The 15,560-nt window shown below is 68.9% G+C and carries 13 protein-coding genes; 9 read left to right on the top strand and 4 right to left on the bottom strand.

Going from position 1 to position 15,560, the window contains the following annotated elements:
- Genes queG through IT361_04575 form a run of 3 tightly spaced genes read right to left on the bottom strand, consistent with a single transcriptional unit; the run spans position 1 to position 1,821 of the window.
- A complete protein-coding gene (gene queG / locus IT361_04585; GenBank protein MCC6316950.1) occupies positions 1-1,032 on the bottom strand; it encodes a tRNA epoxyqueuosine(34) reductase QueG in 1,032 nt (343 codons plus the stop codon).
- On the bottom strand, positions 1,029-1,322 hold the full coding sequence (locus IT361_04580) for a hypothetical protein (protein MCC6316949.1): 294 nt from the start codon (positions 1,320-1,322) through the stop codon (positions 1,029-1,031). Before IT361_04580 ends, queG begins: the two co-directional genes overlap by 4 nt.
- Positions 1,312-1,821 carry a damage-inducible protein DinB gene (locus IT361_04575; protein ID MCC6316948.1) on the bottom strand — a complete coding sequence of 170 codons (510 nt, stop codon included), beginning with the start codon at positions 1,819-1,821 and terminating at the stop codon, positions 1,312-1,314. The genes IT361_04580 and IT361_04575 overlap by 11 nt, the downstream gene beginning before the upstream one ends.
- Before the next feature lie 222 nt (positions 1,822-2,043).
- Between IT361_04575 and IT361_04570 the strand changes: the two genes are divergently transcribed.
- The 3 genes from IT361_04570 (at position 2,044) to IT361_04560 (ending at position 6,326) form a co-directional block, all read left to right on the top strand.
- Entirely contained in the window at positions 2,044-5,523 is a 3,480-nt protein-coding gene (locus IT361_04570) for a PD40 domain-containing protein (GenBank protein ID MCC6316947.1), read from the top strand.
- A 147-nt stretch (positions 5,524-5,670) separates the two neighbouring features.
- Entirely contained in the window at positions 5,671-5,958 is a 288-nt protein-coding gene (locus tag IT361_04565) for a hypothetical protein (protein ID MCC6316946.1), read from the top strand.
- 173 nt (positions 5,959-6,131) lie between these two features.
- The gene (locus tag IT361_04560; protein MCC6316945.1) at positions 6,132-6,326 is read left to right on the top strand and encodes a hypothetical protein; all 195 of its coding nucleotides are present in this window, start codon (positions 6,132-6,134) and stop codon (positions 6,324-6,326) included.
- Between the two features lie 107 nt (positions 6,327-6,433).
- Here the strand turns inward: IT361_04560 and IT361_04555 are convergent, their stop codons facing one another.
- Positions 6,434-8,212 carry a stage II sporulation protein M gene (locus IT361_04555; protein MCC6316944.1) on the bottom strand — a complete coding sequence of 593 codons (1,779 nt, stop codon included), beginning with the start codon at positions 8,210-8,212 and terminating at the stop codon, positions 6,434-6,436.
- 94 nt (positions 8,213-8,306) lie between these two features.
- Here IT361_04555 and IT361_04550 point away from each other — a divergent pair, with 94 nt between their 5' ends.
- The 6 genes from IT361_04550 (at position 8,307) to IT361_04525 (ending at position 15,519) form a co-directional block, all read left to right on the top strand.
- Positions 8,307-9,068 (top strand): hypothetical protein, encoded by a 762-nt coding sequence (locus IT361_04550; protein ID MCC6316943.1) that lies wholly within the window; start codon positions 8,307-8,309, stop codon positions 9,066-9,068.
- Positions 9,065-9,694 carry a DUF4129 domain-containing protein gene (locus IT361_04545; protein MCC6316942.1) on the top strand — a complete coding sequence of 210 codons (630 nt, stop codon included), beginning with the start codon at positions 9,065-9,067 and terminating at the stop codon, positions 9,692-9,694. Before IT361_04550 ends, IT361_04545 begins: the two co-directional genes overlap by 4 nt.
- Entirely contained in the window at positions 9,678-10,883 is a 1,206-nt protein-coding gene (locus IT361_04540; GenBank protein MCC6316941.1) for a DUF4350 domain-containing protein, read from the top strand. The genes IT361_04545 and IT361_04540 overlap by 17 nt, the downstream gene beginning before the upstream one ends.
- On the top strand, positions 10,880-11,845 hold the full coding sequence (locus IT361_04535) for a MoxR family ATPase (GenBank protein ID MCC6316940.1): 966 nt from the start codon (positions 10,880-10,882) through the stop codon (positions 11,843-11,845). Before IT361_04540 ends, IT361_04535 begins: the two co-directional genes overlap by 4 nt.
- A complete protein-coding gene (locus IT361_04530; GenBank protein MCC6316939.1) occupies positions 11,842-13,176 on the top strand; it encodes a DUF58 domain-containing protein in 1,335 nt (444 codons plus the stop codon). The genes IT361_04535 and IT361_04530 overlap by 4 nt, the downstream gene beginning before the upstream one ends.
- 330 nt (positions 13,177-13,506) lie before the next feature.
- Positions 13,507-15,519, top strand: a complete 2,013-nt coding sequence (locus IT361_04525) for an Ig-like domain-containing protein (protein MCC6316938.1) — start codon at positions 13,507-13,509, stop codon at positions 15,517-15,519.
- The last annotated feature ends 41 nt before the right edge of the window (positions 15,520-15,560 follow it).

Genomic DNA, 15,560 nt, shown 5'->3' with positions numbered 1-15,560 from the left:
TTACCAGCGGTCGGGCAGTGCTGCGGACATGCGCCCCTGCACCCACTGCGCGTGTTCGCGAACGAGCGGCTCCGGATCGCTGCTGGCCTGCTGTAACGCGGCCGCTGCTGCGGGATCTGCGCGCTGATCGAGAGCGACCGCGGCATTGCGCGCCAGACCACGCCGCTTGGCTCGCGTGACCGGCGTGTGGCGGAACTTCGCGCGGAACGTTTCGTCGCTCAGCGTCAGCAGCTCGGCGGGGTCCACGGTGGTCAGGTCCGGGCGCGGCTGCAGCTCGGCGTCGGTGACGTCGCGCGCGAACTTCACGTTCCAGGGGCACACCTCCTGACAGATGTCACAGCCAAAGACGAGCCCGCGCATGCGTGAACGCAGGGGCACCGGTATGGCGTCGCGCAGCTCGATGGTGAGAAACGAGATGCACTTCGTGGCATCGAGCACGCCCGGACGCTCGAAGGCGTCGGTCGGGCACGCAGCCAGGCAGCGCGTGCACGACCCGCAGTGGTCGGTCGCAAAGGGCTCGTCAGGCGGCAGGTCGAGGTCCGTGAACAACGACCCGATGAAGAAGAACGAGCCCAGTTTCGGATTGATGAGGTTCGTGTTCTTTCCGAACCAGCCAAGGCCGGCCCGACGGGCGAGATCGCGTTCGAGGATCGGGCCGGTATCGACGTACGGCTTGCCGCGCACGTCCGGCGCGATGGTCCTGATCTGCGAGAGGAGCGCGTTGAGGCGATCCACCATCACGTCGTGGTAGTCGCGTCCGCGCGCGTAGCGGGCGATGGGTCCGGCGGGCTGTGTGCCGCCGTAGTTCATGCCGACGACGATCGCACTCATCGCGCCGTCGTACACGCGCCGGGTGTCGTCGCGCTTCCCGTCGCCTCGCGCGATCCAGGCCATGGTTCCGTGGTACCCCCGGTCCAGCCATGCGCGAAAGGCTGGCGCAGTCTCCATGGGCCCCAACCGCGCAATGCCAACGAGGTCGAACCCCAGCGCGTACGCCTCGGCCTTGATGCGCACGGCCGCGGCGGCGCTCACCTTCGACCGGCCCAGCGCGCGTAGCGCACGATGTCCTCGACCGGGGGAATCGCGTTGGCATCGCCGTAGGCCGTGTACATCCGCCAGCGCACGTACGGTCGCGACGGGACGGGCAGGAACGGGAAACGGCGCAGCCAGCGGCGGTCGCGGAATCGCCAGGCGACGAGCAACAGATCGCGGGCGAGCCGCGGGCTGGCAATGGCGCGCGCGATCAACGTGATCGAGAGCCCTGCCCAACTGCGCGATGCAGCGGCTTGCGCCGTCGCCGGCGACGCGACGTCAGCCGGCACGGGTTCGCTCCGCATCGGGACGTCCGACGCGCCCGGTGTCGCGGATCCAGGCGATGAAGTCCGTGGCCACGGGCGTACCACCGCTCGATCGCGTGACGAAGGCCGTGGTCCCGCGATGGTAGCTGCCGTGCAGCGCGACGTGCAGGAGGATGTCGAGCGCGCGGCTGGTGAACGTGCGGCCGGCACTATTCGTGTAGGTAACGTCGCGCTGCAGCGCGCGCTCGCCGTCGTCGAGCAGCGCGGCGAACGCTGCGGCATTCGCCGTCGCCAGGGCGTCACAGGCGTCGAGCGTGATGGTCGGCCACACGGCGACGCTCGGTGCCGTGCCCTGCAGCCGCGAGAGCCATGTGTGCTCAGCGGCGAGCACATGGGCCATCTGCACGAGCGCGGTCGGGTCGCTGCCTGGCGTCTCGCGGAGCGCGGCGAGCGCGCGGGCGTTGGCCCACGCGGCGTGCGCCAACATGAGGCGCACGGTGTCGACGACTGTCGGGGGGGACATGCGACGAAAGATAGATGCGTCCATGGCCGGCGGGGATACAGCGTCGTCCGCGGGGCGGGGAAGAACGCCGTCAGCGGCGAGCCGAAGAGTGCGCGCACCACCCATGACGCGAGCCCCTGCCGCGACCCCGACGCGCCGCGTATGCTTGCAGCGTCGCCAGCGACCTGCGAACACGACGGTCATCGCGCGCGCGAGCGACGCCACCAGCCTCAGGGTTCCCACATGACGCGACGCATTTCCGCGCTCCTCGCGGCGCTGGCCATCGCCGGCTCCGCCCACGCACAGGGGCCGGCCCCCGCGGCCACCACGCTGCCCCTCAAGGCCGCCCGCACGCACAGCTTTACCACCACGACGGGCACCTGGATCTCCCTCGACGTCTCTCCCGACGGGCAGACCATCGTCTTCGACCTGCTGGGCGACCTCTACACGCTGCCGATAACCGGAGGTACAGCCACGCGCCTGACGAGTGGCATCGCCTACGACGCGCAGCCGCGGTTCTCCCCCGACGGCAAGCGAGTCGTGTTCACCTCGGATCGATCCGGCGGTGACAACGTCTGGATCATGTCGCTCGACGGGCGGGACACGACGCAGATCACGAAGGGCAACAACGCCGAGTACGTCTCGCCGGAATGGACGCCGGACGGCAAGTATGTCGTGGCCTCCCGCTCGGGCTCCCAGTTCGGGACGGGCAAGTTCTGGATGTACCACGTCGACGGCGGCAACGGTGTCCCGTTAGGCACCACGACCGGCCCGCTCAAGTACCTCGGCGCCGCCTTTGGCAGCGACCCGCGCTATATCTGGTACGCGGTCCGCTCCGGAGACTGGACCTACAACTCGCTTGGCGCGCAGTTCCAGCTCGGCGTCTATGACCGCGAGACCGGAAAGACCGCACAGATGTCCACGCGCCAGGCCTCCGCGTTCCGCCCCGCGCTCTCACCGGACGGCAAGTGGCTCGTGTATGCCGCGCGTCACGAGATCCGCACCGGACTTCGGCTCCGCAATCTGGAGACGCAGGACGAGGAGTGGCTCGCGTACCCGGTGCAGCGCGATGACATCGAGTCGCGCGCGCCACTCGACGCGTACCCCGGTTACTCGTTCACGCCCGACTCGCGTGCGATCGTCGTAACCTACGGCGGAGAAATCTGGCGCGTGCCGATCGACCGATCGGCGCCCGCGAAGATTCCGTTCACGGCGCAGGTCGATCTGGCGTTGGGCCCCGAGGTGAAGTTCACGTATCGGGTGGACACGGCGGCGAACCTCACCGCGAAGCAGGTGCGCGACATCGCGCTCTCGCCCGATGGACGGCAGCTCGCATTCTCGGCGCTCGACCGCGTGTACGTGATGGACTGGCCGGCCGGAACCCCGCGCCGCGTCTCGACGGGTGGCGACGTTGGTGAGTTTGGGCCGGCGTGGTCGCCCGATGGTCGCTCGCTGGCGTGGACGACGTGGCATGATCAGCGCGGCGGCGACGTCGTGCGTGCGGACTGGGATGCAGCGCGTCGCACCTGGTCGACGCGAACGCTGACCACCGCGCGCGGACTCTACGCCGACCTGGCATGGTCGCCCAGCGGCTCGCGCATCGTGGCGACGCGGGCCGCGGCGCGCGAGGTCATCGAGGCGGGCGCCGCGTTCTGGGGTCCGGCCGCGGCCGACCTGGTCTGGGTCCCGGCCACCGGTGGTCCCGCCACGCGGATCATGCCGTCGGGCGGCATCGGCAATGCGCACTTCACCACGGATTCGACGCGCATCTTTGCCTACAGTGGGCAGGACGGACTCGTCTCCTTCCGCTGGGACGGCACCGACCTCCGGTCGCACCTCAAGGTGACCGGGCCGTTGCCGCCGGGCGCTGGTGGGCAGCTCACGCTCGATGGACAAATGGTGCAGAACATGTCGCGCATCACGCTCGGCGGTCGCGCCGCACGCGCCGGATTCGGCGACGGCGCGCCCACGCACCTCGAGGATCCCACCGAGCCCGCGCCGCCGCAGCCACCGCCCGCCGCACTCGTCATGATGGCGCCGCGCGGTGACCAGGCCCTCGCGCTCGTCGGCATGGACATGTACACAATCACCGTCCCGCAGGCCGGCGCCACGCCGCCTACGGTCTCCGTGGCGATGCCGGCAAACGCTGCCGTGCCGGTGCGCAAGCTCAACGAGATCGGCGGCGAGTTCCCCACATGGAGCAGTGACGGGCGTCGCGTCCACTGGGCACTCGGCAATGCCGTCTGGAGCTACGACCTCGATCGTGCCAGAGTCGTCGATGACTCGCTCAAGGCGGATGCGCGCGCCAAGGCGGCACAGCGCCCCGACTCATCGCGTCGCGACTCGACGGCGCGCGCCGACAGTGCGCGCAAGGAGACGCCCGGGTACAAGCCGGCGGAACAACGCATCATCGTGACCGCGGCACGCGACGTCCCGCGCGGTGTCGCCGTGCTGCGTGGCGCGCGCGCCGTGACCATGAAGGGCAACGAGATCATCGAGAACGCGGACATCGTGGTACGCGACAACCGCATCGTTGCCATCGGCGCCCGCGGAACCGTGCAGATACCGGCCGGGGCCCGTGAGGTGAACGTGACCGGCAAGACGATCATCCCCGGTTTCGTGGACACGCACTACCACCCGCAGTGGCTCACGCCCCAGATCCACAACACGCAGACCTGGCAGTACCTCACGACGCTGGCCTACGGCACGACCACCACGCGCGATCCGCAGACGTCAGTGACCGACTTCCTGACATACGGCGATCGCGTGGAGACGGGTGACATGGTCGGCCCGCGCATCTATACGACAGGGCCCGGCGTATTCCTCGGGGACATGATCCGCGACTCGACGCACGCCGAGCAGGTGCTGCGCAAGTACGCCGACTATTACCGAACCCACACGCTCAAGATGTACATGACGGGCAACCGGCAGCAGCGGCAATGGGTGATCATGGCCGCCCGCAAGCTTGGCATCATGCCCACGACCGAAGGTGGCCTGGACCACAAGCTCGACATCACGCACGGTATCGACGGCTACCCCGGCATCGAGCACACGCTCCCGATCACGCCCAAGTACAACGACGTGTTCGAGTGGTATCGCGGCACACAGGTGACCAACTCGCCGACGCTCATCGTCGCGTACGGCGGACCGTTCGGCGAGAACTACTGGTACACCAACGAGAACCTCGTCGAGGACCGCAAGCTCAGGTACTTCACCCACCCGGTGGACTTTGCCGCCAAGATTCGGCGCCGCGGTACGGGAGCGGGCGGCAGCCCGGGCCCCGGCGGCTGGTTCCTCAGGGAGGAGTATTCCTTCTGGCAGCACGCGCAGGACGTGGCAAAGGCGGTGCAGGCCGGTGGGCGGATCGGCGCCGGGTCGCACGGGCAGCTGCAGGGACTCGGCATGCACTGGGAGATCTGGATGCTGCAGAGCGGTGGTCTCTCCACGCACGAGACCCTGCGGATCGCGACGATTCGCGGAGCGGAAGCGCTTGGACTGAACACCGACCTCGGCTCGCTCGAAGTCGGCAAGATGGCCGACCTGCTCGTGCTCGATCGCGATCCGCTTGCCGACATTCGCAACACCAATTCGATCAGCAAAGTCATGCTGAACGGGCGGCTCTACGACGCAAGCACACTCGACGAGGAGTGGCCGCGCCAGCGCAAGTTGCCACCGATGCCGTGGGGTGACGTGGCGCCGATCACCGGCGCCGGCATTCGGTGAGCCCGACGGGCTCGTCCATGTGAGTGCGAGCCCGGGGTGGCCATGTGGCGCTCCGGGCTCCGTGCATGTGGCCGTGCGAGGAACGCTCGCCGCGTCAGAGTGTACCGTTGCAGCGAGCGATGAACGCGAAGACGCGGAGGCCTTGTCATGCCCTCACGATATCGCAACGATCCGCAGCAGCCGTCGGCCGGCGGTTACGCGACACACGACGCGGCGCACCCCCTGGTCGAATCCACACCCGAGGTCCCGACGCCGAGACCGGAGCACGCCGCCATCGGACGTCCGCTTTGGCGCGATCGTCACCCTCGCCAAACCATTGGGGTGCCGCACGGCACGGTACGCCACGTGGTGCTCGATGGCGACGACCTCGAGATCACGCTGCACATCGCGATCGACGTGCGACGTCGCCCACGCGAGTCGGCAACCAGCGGTTGACGCCCCAGTTCGTCGCAGGGCCCTGAGAGGTAGCCGCGCGTGCTCCAACGGTGACGGGAAAGATCGCTCGATTGGTGAATGCCCCTCGCGTGCGCGCTGGCGCACCTTGCGATCACGACGCATGCCGAGACACAACACGCATGCAACATCTCCCAACAACCCTGGAGCATTCCATGCCGAATCCCGATGACAAGCGCCCGATGGGCGATCCGCTGGTGAACAATCCTGGCCAGGCGCCCCGCAGCGCCCAAACGACGGAACCCACCGACAAGACCAGGGTGGGAGCCAGCCCGCGTCCGGCGACCGGCCAGAAGGAGCCTGACGCTCGGCGCGACGACGCGGCGGCGCCCGGACGCAAGAACGCCTGACGGCATCGCATCACCTCGTCGTGAGCCGCGCCTTGCTGGCGGCACACGCGAGTGGTGATGCTGAACCCGGTACGGTGGCCCGGTGGGGCGGCCGTACTGGGTTCGTGTCAGGAGTCGGGCGACGCCGATCTGTTGCGATCTCTCCCGCCCAGAATGAGCCAGATGGCGAGCAACACCGCACTCGCCGCACTCACGCCGACCTTGACCGCGAACGGCGCGCCAGAAGCCGACAGGAAGCCTTCGATCATTCCGGCAACGAGCAGCAGGATCGTCGACGCGCCCACGAGACGGACCGCCAATCGCCCGCGAATGACGAGCGCGTCGCGCCGTGAATAGTCGCCCGGCCGCACGAATGCGGCGCCAACGATCAGCCCGGCGGCTCCCGCGCACCAGATCGCAAACAGTTCAAGCACGCCATGCCCGGCGACAAAGGTCCAGAGGTAGGACAGCAGGCCAAGATTGTGGTAGTGCGCGGATGCGCCCCCGATCAACAGGCCGTTGAACGCAAGCGCGAGCAGCGAGCCCACGCCGAGAAAGATGCCACCGGCAAAACAGGCGAAGGCCACCTTCACGTTGTTGGTGATGATGGTCGACGCCATCAGCGCGCGATGCCGCGCGCTCGTCTCGGCGTACCCGCGGCCCTCGCGCTGCGCGACGGCGCCCTCGGCCGCGCGATCGAGCAGTGCGCCCGGCAGTGTCTCCTCGGCCAGCGAAGGCGTGGCGCGCAACGCGGCGTAGCCGGCAACCGCGGGCACGCTGAACGCGAGAAATGCCACCAGGACCCACGGCGCGGCCTCGATCACGGCAGCCGGGGCGCTGCGAGCAGCGAACCCAGGCAGGTCACGCCATGAACCGCGCGCACTGCGATAGAGCAGGTTGTGACCTGTGGCCACGGCTCGCTCGAGGCGTGCGCGCACCATCGCGTCCGCCTGGTACGTGCGCACGCGTGCGAGGTCAGCGGCGACTTCGCGATAGCGCGCGGCGAACTCCGGAAGCTCGTCGCTTCCGAGCGAGTCCAGTCCGCCGCGCGAGGCGCGCGCCGCCATGGCCTCGAACTCGCGCCACCGCCGATCCTTGGTCGCGACGAGGCGCTCCACCGTCGCCATCGCCGGAACCGCAACCTGCCGAGTTGCCCCAGGGGCACGTGTGCGCACCGCAAACTGTCCGCGTCGGCGCGCCGTTTCGTCGGCGAGCAATGACGTGAGGAACGGCTCGTCGCCCCGATGGCGCCCGGGCACGCGGTCCGAAAAACGCGCGGCCAGCGAGGAGGTGATGCGCGTCCGGACGTCGGGGTCGAGGTCCGGTGCGCGCGCCGCAAACGTGCGCAGCACCTGGTACTCATCGTCCGCGAGCAGCGGCGCGCCATGGGTGGTGGCGTCCGAGGCCTCGATCGGGAGCGTCGCGCCGGCCGTGAGCGGGTTGTCGCGCACGACGACCGTGCCCGCCGCGAGGTCGCCGAGTCGTCGACCGCGTGGATGCACGGCCACGATGAGGGCCCCGAGCAGGTAAGGCGGGGGCAGGAAATCCGCGAGCCGAAGCAAGTTGCGGATCGCGGCTTCGCGCATGGTGATGCCATGACCGGTTTCCTGAATGACGCGAATGCCGAGCCACTTCTTTCCTGGAGTCTGACCCTCGCGCAGCCCCTCGAACAGCGCGAAGTATCCCCAGAGCAATGCGAAGTCGAGGAGCGCAACGACCGCCAGCACGACCGTCGAGCCAAGCCTCGCCTGCAGCCAGAAGCCCAGCAACGTGAGCGCGGCCATGGCCACCACAAGGATGACGGTGTCGATGATCGCGGCGAGCGCCCGGCTCCCGAGACCGGCGATCTCGTAATCCAGGAGCACGTGCTCCGGCGTCTCGACTTCGAGGTGCTGGCGAAAATCCACGCGAGCCCGGGGTGGCTGGTTCGCCTCACCCTTCCGTTGTGTGCGGGACCGGTGAGAATTGGAGTCCTGTCACACAAACACCACGAGGGCACGGATGCAACTCGCGATGACGCTGCGGCCCATGTCGCTTGGCGACCTGCTCGACGCCTCCTTCAGTCTCTATCGTCGACAGCTCGTTCCGCTGGTGTTCGTGGCCCTTGCCACGCAAGCGATCCCGCTCGCGCTCAGTCTCTACGTCGAGGCCGGCGGCGGTATGCTCGAGCATCCCTTTGCCTGGTTTGTCGCGATGCTCGCGTCGATCGTGCTGGGCCAGCTCGGTATCGCAACGTCCACGTTCATGGTGGCCGAAGCCTACCTCGGAGGCTCGATCACGCCGAGCGATGCCTTTCAGCGGGCACAGCCCTTCGTCGGGCGCCTCATCGCCTCGGCGTTTGCGTCCGGCCTGCTCTACGTGATCGGATTCCTGCTCCTGATCGTTCCAGGCATCATCGTCCTCTGTGGTCTCGCGGTCACCGCGCCTGCCATTGTGCTCGAGAACCAGGTATCCGGCACGGCGGGCATGCGGCGATCGTTCCACCTGACCAGGGGCCACCGCGGGAAGATCTTCCTCGCGTACCTCGTCGCCTTCCTGCTCATCATGCTCCCCGGCATCGCGCTCGGCGCCTTCACCGTGGCGGCAGCGGGCAACACGAGCGTGGGGACGATGGGCGTCATGGCGTTCCTGGTGATCTCGGTGCTGCAGGTGCTTGCCTATCCGTTTCTCTACGTGCTGGCCACGCTACTCTACTACGACCTGCGGGTGCGCAAGGAAGCGTACGACCTCGAGATGCTGTCAGCGTCGCTGGGCACGACGTGACGGGACTCGTCCAGAGCCGCGAGGTCGCCGCCGACTCGCTGCGGGCATTGATTGAAGTGGTGCTGCGGGCGCCCGAGTACCAGGCTCGGGCGCCGCGTGATGCGTGGGCGCCCGTGGCGCGCGCGTGGTGGGCGCTGCTCGATTGGGTGGATCGCCTGCGGGAGTCGAATCCATTGGGCTACCGAGCGTTCGTGTGGCTGATGGTGCTGATTCTCGCGGCGATCGTGCTGCATGCGATGTGGATCGCGGCACGCACGCTGCGCGCGGGAACCGCACCCGCGCCCGCCGAGCCCTTGGCGCAATCATCCATTGTGCGCGACGCTGCATGGTATGCCCGCGAGGTCGAGCGCCTGACCGCGAGCGGGCGACTGGCCGAGGCGATGCAGGCCGACTTTCTGAGGTTTGTGCTCGAGCTCGATGCGCGGCGCGTGGCACGTTTCCATCCCAGCAAGACGCCGAGCGAATACGTGCGTGAAGCAGACCTCGGCGATGAGGCCCGTCGCGACCTGAGGGCCGTGGTGGCCACGCTGTACGCGCACGTATATGCGCGCGTCGCGATCACGCCCGAAGCGTGGGCACGCTGGCGAGACCTGGCGAGTGCGGACCGATATGCGGCCTCGCACTGAACTCGCGCTCGCCGGCGCCGCGTTCGTGGCGGTGATGCTCGTGGCGCTGGCCGCCGGCCGGGACCGATCGCGCGGCCTCACCTCCGACACGCGCTCGTCGAGCCTGTCGAACGGACCCAACGGAACGCGCGCCCTGGCCGAGGTGATCGTCGCCGCCGGCGGCGACGTGACGCGCTGGCGCGATCGGCTGTCGCTGATCCCTGACACGGCCCTCGACGGGTCGACGGTCGCTGTCATCAATCCGCCGATGTCGGTCGCGCACGATGTCAGCACGTTGATCGGAATGCCGGGGAGGGGTGCCAACCTGTTCCTGGCCGGTCCCGCGACGCTGCCGCTCGTGCGCTGTCTCGGGTTTGCCTTCGATTCCGCCATCCTCGACTCGGCGCGGCTCGTGGGCGCGGACGGCAGGCCGGGCCCCGGCGTCATCACGACCCTCACCGTCGACACGACCGGTCGCCGGAAGCGCGATCCGTTTACTGCTGCACCAACCTGTCCCGACATCGCGATCACGAGCCAGGAGGTGCTGCTGCGGACGACGCGCAATCTTCCGGTGCTCGTTCGCCTCGAGGTGGAGGATGCCGAAGGGTCGATCCTCGTGCTCTCCGATGCGGGCGTGATCGGAACGCGCGGACTCGGCGTGCCCGGGGCACCAGAGGTCGTGATCGGGGCACTCGTCGCGCGCAGCCGTCGCGTCATCTTCGACGAGTTCCATCACGTGGGCCCCGGCGGTTCGATGTGGCGCTCGGCGATGGCCTGGACGCGGCGCAGTCCGTGGGGTTGGGCCATGTGGCAGGTGTCAATCGTCGCTTTTCTGGCCTGGGTGGCCGGGTCGGTACGCTTTGGGCCGGTGCGGCGGCGCATCGCCCGCGAGCGGCGCTCGCCGCTCGAACACGTGCGGGCGCTCGCCACCGCACTGTCGGCATCGAATGGCCATGACGTGGCGATCGGCGCGCTGGTCCGGGGACTCCAACGACGGCTTGCCGCCGGTGGAGGCGACCGCCGGCGTGCAGGAGCAGGGCGGGCGGCGTGGCTTCCATTCGTGGAAGTCCTCGTCGCGCGCGCGCCGGACGCCGAGGCACGACGCCGCGCCGCACGCCTGGTGGACTACGCCAGACCCGGACAACCCGACATCGCCGTCCGCGGGGCGGCCAACGCCGTGGAGGACGTGTGGGACGCATTGCACCGATGACCGATGACGAGGTGCGCGCCGTGGCCGAGCGCGCACAACAGGTGGTGGAGCAGGTCGGCCGCGTGGTCCTTGGCCAGGACGCGGCGATCCGCGAGGCCCTGCTGGCGCTCTTCGCGCGGGGGCACGTGCTGCTCGAGGGGCCGCCCGGCACGGCAAAGACGCTGCTCGTGCGCGCGCTGGCCGCGTCGTTGGGCCTCCGCTTCCGCCGCATCCAGTTCACGCCCGACCTGATGCCGTCCGACATCACCGGCGTGAGTCTCCTCATGGGCGCCGGCTCGTTCAGCTTTCGACCGGGGCCGCTCTTCTCGGACCTCGTGCTTGGCGACGAGATCAACCGCGCACCGGCCAAGACGCAGGCCGCGATGCTGGAAGCCATGCAGGAGCGCAGCGTCACCGTCGACGGTGAGACGCATGAGCTGAGCCCCGGCTTTACCGTGTTTGCCACGCAGAACCCCATCGAGTTCGAGGGAACCTACCCGTTGCCAGAGGCGGAGCTGGACCGTTTCCTGGTGAAGGTGCTCCTTCCCTATCCCTCTGCCGAGGCGGAGCAAGGGCTCCTCGCTCGCGTGCTTGACGGATTTGACTCGTCGGATTCGGCGAGTTTCGGCGTGAGCCCCGTGACTGACCTTGCCGGCCTCGAAGCCGTGCGCGCCGCGATCCGCCGCGTGCGCGTGGAGCCCACCCTCGTCGCCTACATCACGGCCCTGGTCCGCATGACCCGAGAGGCGCCGACCATCACGCTTGGCGCTTCCCCTCGGGCATCGGTGGCGCTGCTCGGGCTGGCGCAGGCCGCGGCAGTGCTCGATGGGCGCTCGTACGTCGTGCCTGACGACGTCAAGTCGCTGGCGCCGGCGGTGCTTCGCCATCGCATCCAGGTCGCGCCCGAGCTGGAACTCGAAGGCGTCACGGCCGATGCAGCGATCGCGGCGCTGGTGGAACGGGTGGAGGCGCCACGCGGGTGATCGTTCCTTCGCGCACCTGGTTCGCGGTTGCGGCCGGCCTCGCGCTCGTCGCGCCGCTGGCCTTCGTGTGGCAGCCAGCCGCGCTGCTCCTGCTTGGTCTCGATGCCGCCTGGCTGGCAGCGCTCGCTGTCGATGCGTGGCGCGGTGCGGGCCGTCGCACGGAGCAGGTCGCGGTGGAGCGCGACGCACCACCGGCATTTTCGGCAGGTCGTGCGTTGCCGGTGCGATACCGCTGGACGAACCGTGGCGCCGATCGCGTTGAGCTGCGCGTGCGGGAGACGCTGCCATCAGCATTCGTGGCCCTCGGCGGCGCGGTGGCGGGAGGCGAGCGGCGGCTCCTGATCGCGGCGGGCGCGGTGGTCCACGAGGACCTGAGCGTGCGGCCCGTGCGGCGCGGGCACGCGCGCGAGGGCACGCTCCACCTGCGCGTACGTTCACCGTGGGGTCTGGCCTGGCATCAGTCGCAGCGTGCACTCCCCTGGCAAGCGACGGTGTTCCCCAGTCTGCAGGACGTGGCGCTGCGAGCCCTTCCCACGCAGGCGATGCGCCGGCGTGAGAGCGGCCTGCGCAACGTGCGCAGGCTCGGCGAAGGACGCGTGTTCGAGAGTCTGCGCGAGTGGGTTCCCGGCGACGACACGCGCGCCATCGACTGGAAGGCCTCGGCGAGGCGCGGCAAGCCGATGGCTCGGCAGTTCGAGGATGAACGCCGCCAATATGTGCTGATCGCGATCGACGCCGGCCGCATGCTGACCGCGGAGTCGGAGGGGCGACCACGACTCGAAGCCGTGATCGATGCCGCACTCCAACTCGCGTATGCGGCCATGGAGCACGACGACAACGTGGGCCTGCTGGTGTTTGCCGATACGGTCCAGGCGTTCGTCGCACCCGCGCGCGGCCGCCGCGCGATGCGTCAGGTGCTGGAGGCCCTCGCGGCCGTGGAAGGCCGCCTCGTGGAGCCGGACTATCCCGCCGCGTTCGCGTGGCTCGCCGCGCGCAACCGCAAGCGTGCGCTCACGGTCGTGTTCACCGATGTCATCGATCGCACGGCGAGCGATGCGCTGGTCGCGCAGGTCGGCTCGCTGCGACCGCGCCACCTGCCGCTGGCCGTGACGCTGCGGCATCCCGAGATCGACCGGCTGGCAACGACGCGTGTCGCGACCGTCGCGGCGGCCTTTGAGCGCGCCGCCGCCGAAGAGCTGCTCCAGGCGCGCGAATCCGCGCTCGCCGACATGCGGTCCCGCGGTGTGCTCGTGCTCGATGTGCCACCAGCGAGTGCCGCCAGGGCCGTCGTGGACCAGTACACCCTGCTCAAGCGACGAGGGAGTCTCTGACGACAGCGGTGTGGGCAGCATCGTCTGTCCCTTGATCGCCCGCTCCCAGTCTGGTCCAGGCCTCAGCGCTCACGGGCCGCTCTTCCGCGCGGCCGCCAGCTCCGATACGCTGCTGGCTCGCTCGTCAGCGCGACCGACCCGCCCTTCAATGCAGCCGGGCCGCTCCCATTGCGCTGCTGGTCCGTTTCTCAGCGCTGCCTGCCCGCTCCTCAGCCGAGCGATCCTCAAGGGCTCGGAGCCCGGCACCGGAGATTGTCGCCGAGGTCGATCCGGCACGTTGACCACCCTTCAAGGCGCTGCGACCTTCATGGGACTCTCGCCCAGCCTTCCGTGACCTGCATCAAACGTCTTGCTTTCGCCGCGGTTCTCGTCACACCCGCCGCGGCCGCCGCGCAGCAGGGGCCGCGCATCGTGATCACGCCTGCCACGCCGCGGATGGTGGCCAAAGACACGATGCGCCTCACCGCACGCCTCATCGACGCGAGTGGCGCGGTCGTGCCGAACGCGCGCCTCCGTTTCTTTGCCGCGGCCGGCAACTTCGAGGGATCGGTCGACAGCACGGGCCTCGTCACATCGGGTGCCGTCGGCAAGATCCCGGTGGTGGTGTCGGCGCTGGTTCCCGGCGCACGGCCGGTGACCGCTCGTGTCGAAGTCCACATGGTCTCCGGGCCGGCCGCGACGGTGGCGCTCTCGCCGCGACCGGGTCGCATGCTGGCCGGTCAGCGCCTGCAGCTCTCCGCCCTCGCCCGTTCGGTCGACGGGGACTCAGCGAGCGATCGCGTCACGTGGCGGTCGTCGGCGCCTAACGTAGTGCGTGTCGACGAGCGCGGCCTGGTGGTGGCGGTCGCGCCCGGTCGGGCCACGCTCACCGCGGTCGCGGGCCGAGCCACGTCCACGCTCGAGCTGACCGTGGTGGGTGTTGTCGGCGGTACCGTGACCGTGATGCCGGCCACCGCAAGCGCGCGGCAGGGCGACGTGTTGCGGTTTCGTGTGGAGGTAAAGGATGCCGCGGGCCGGGTGATCGACGGCCTGGTGCCCAGCTGGACGATGTCGCCAGGCAGAGGCGAGATCACGAACGATGGCGCCTTTGTGGGCTACACACCGGGCAACTATCTGGTGACTGCCAACTTCGGTCGCCTGAGCGCGGACGCGCCGGTGAGCCTCACCGATCGCAACGTGCGCCGCAAGACGAGCGTCGTGGGCTCGGTGCTGCGTTCGGCGTTCGTCACCTCCGAGGTGTGGGTACACCCCAACGGCAAGGTGGCGTACCTCGGCACACACGCGGGTGGCGATCGATTCTACACGATCGACCTCAGCGATCCCGCCAAGCCGGCCATCGCCGACTCCGTCGTCGAGAACTTCCGGATCGTGAACGACATCATGACCGACGAGAAGGGCGAGGTGCTGGTGTTCACGAGAGAAGGCGCGGACAACCGGCGCAACGGCATCGTCGTCATGACGCTCGCCGACCCGCTGCGGCCGAAGAAGGTGGCCGACTTCACCGAAGACGTCACGGCCGGCGTCCACTCGGCTTTCATCTACACGGACCCGAAGTACGGGCGCCATGTCTACATCACGAATGACGGCACCGGTGCGGTGCACGTGATCAACATCGACGATCCGTCGAAGCCGCGCGAGGTCTCGCGCTGGGCCACGCCACGCCCGGCGAACAGCACTGCCGGCCGGACGCTGCACGACGTCGATGTTCAGAATGGGCTGCTCTATGGCAGCTGGTGGAACGACGGCCTCGTGATCCTGGATGTCGGCAACGGCATCAGGGGCGGCACGCCGTCGAAGCCCGTCCTCGTGTCACAGTACAAATACGACCTCGACGCGCTCTATCGAACGCGCGTGGAGACGGAGGCCGGCGCCGGCTACATCCGCGGAACGCACACCGCCTGGCGACATCGGAACTACGTGTTCATCGCCGACGAAGTCTTTGACCCCGAGGAAGTCCAGGCGGCGCTCGGGGGACGCGTGGGTCGCGCCTACGGGCGCCTGCAGGTGATCGACGTGTCCGACATCGAGCACCCCAGGAGCGTCGCGCACTATGAGCCGGAGTTCGGCGGCGTGCACAACATCTGGGTTGCGGGGGACACGCTCTACATGGGCGCGTACAACTCCGGTTTCCACGCCTTCGACATCTCGGGCGAGTTGCGCGGCGACCTGCAGGAGCAGGGGCGCGAGATCTCGCATTTCCAGCCGCAGAGCCCACAGGGCAAGATCCCCAACGCCACGATGACCTGGGGCGTGGTGGTCAAGAACAACCTGATCTTTCTCAACGACATGAACTCGGGGCTCTGGATCGTGAAGATGGAGCCCAGGCCGCAAGTGGTCCCGTGAGCATCGAGGACGCAGGGAACGCCTCGATGACGGTCGCCGCA

This window comes from Gemmatimonadaceae bacterium (genome assembly GCA_020846935.1).
In the GTDB taxonomy this organism is placed as follows: domain Bacteria; phylum Gemmatimonadota; class Gemmatimonadetes; order Gemmatimonadales; family Gemmatimonadaceae; genus RBC101.
The sequence above is the reverse complement of the archived record's forward strand: the minus strand, read 5'-3'. Positions and strand labels throughout refer to the sequence as shown.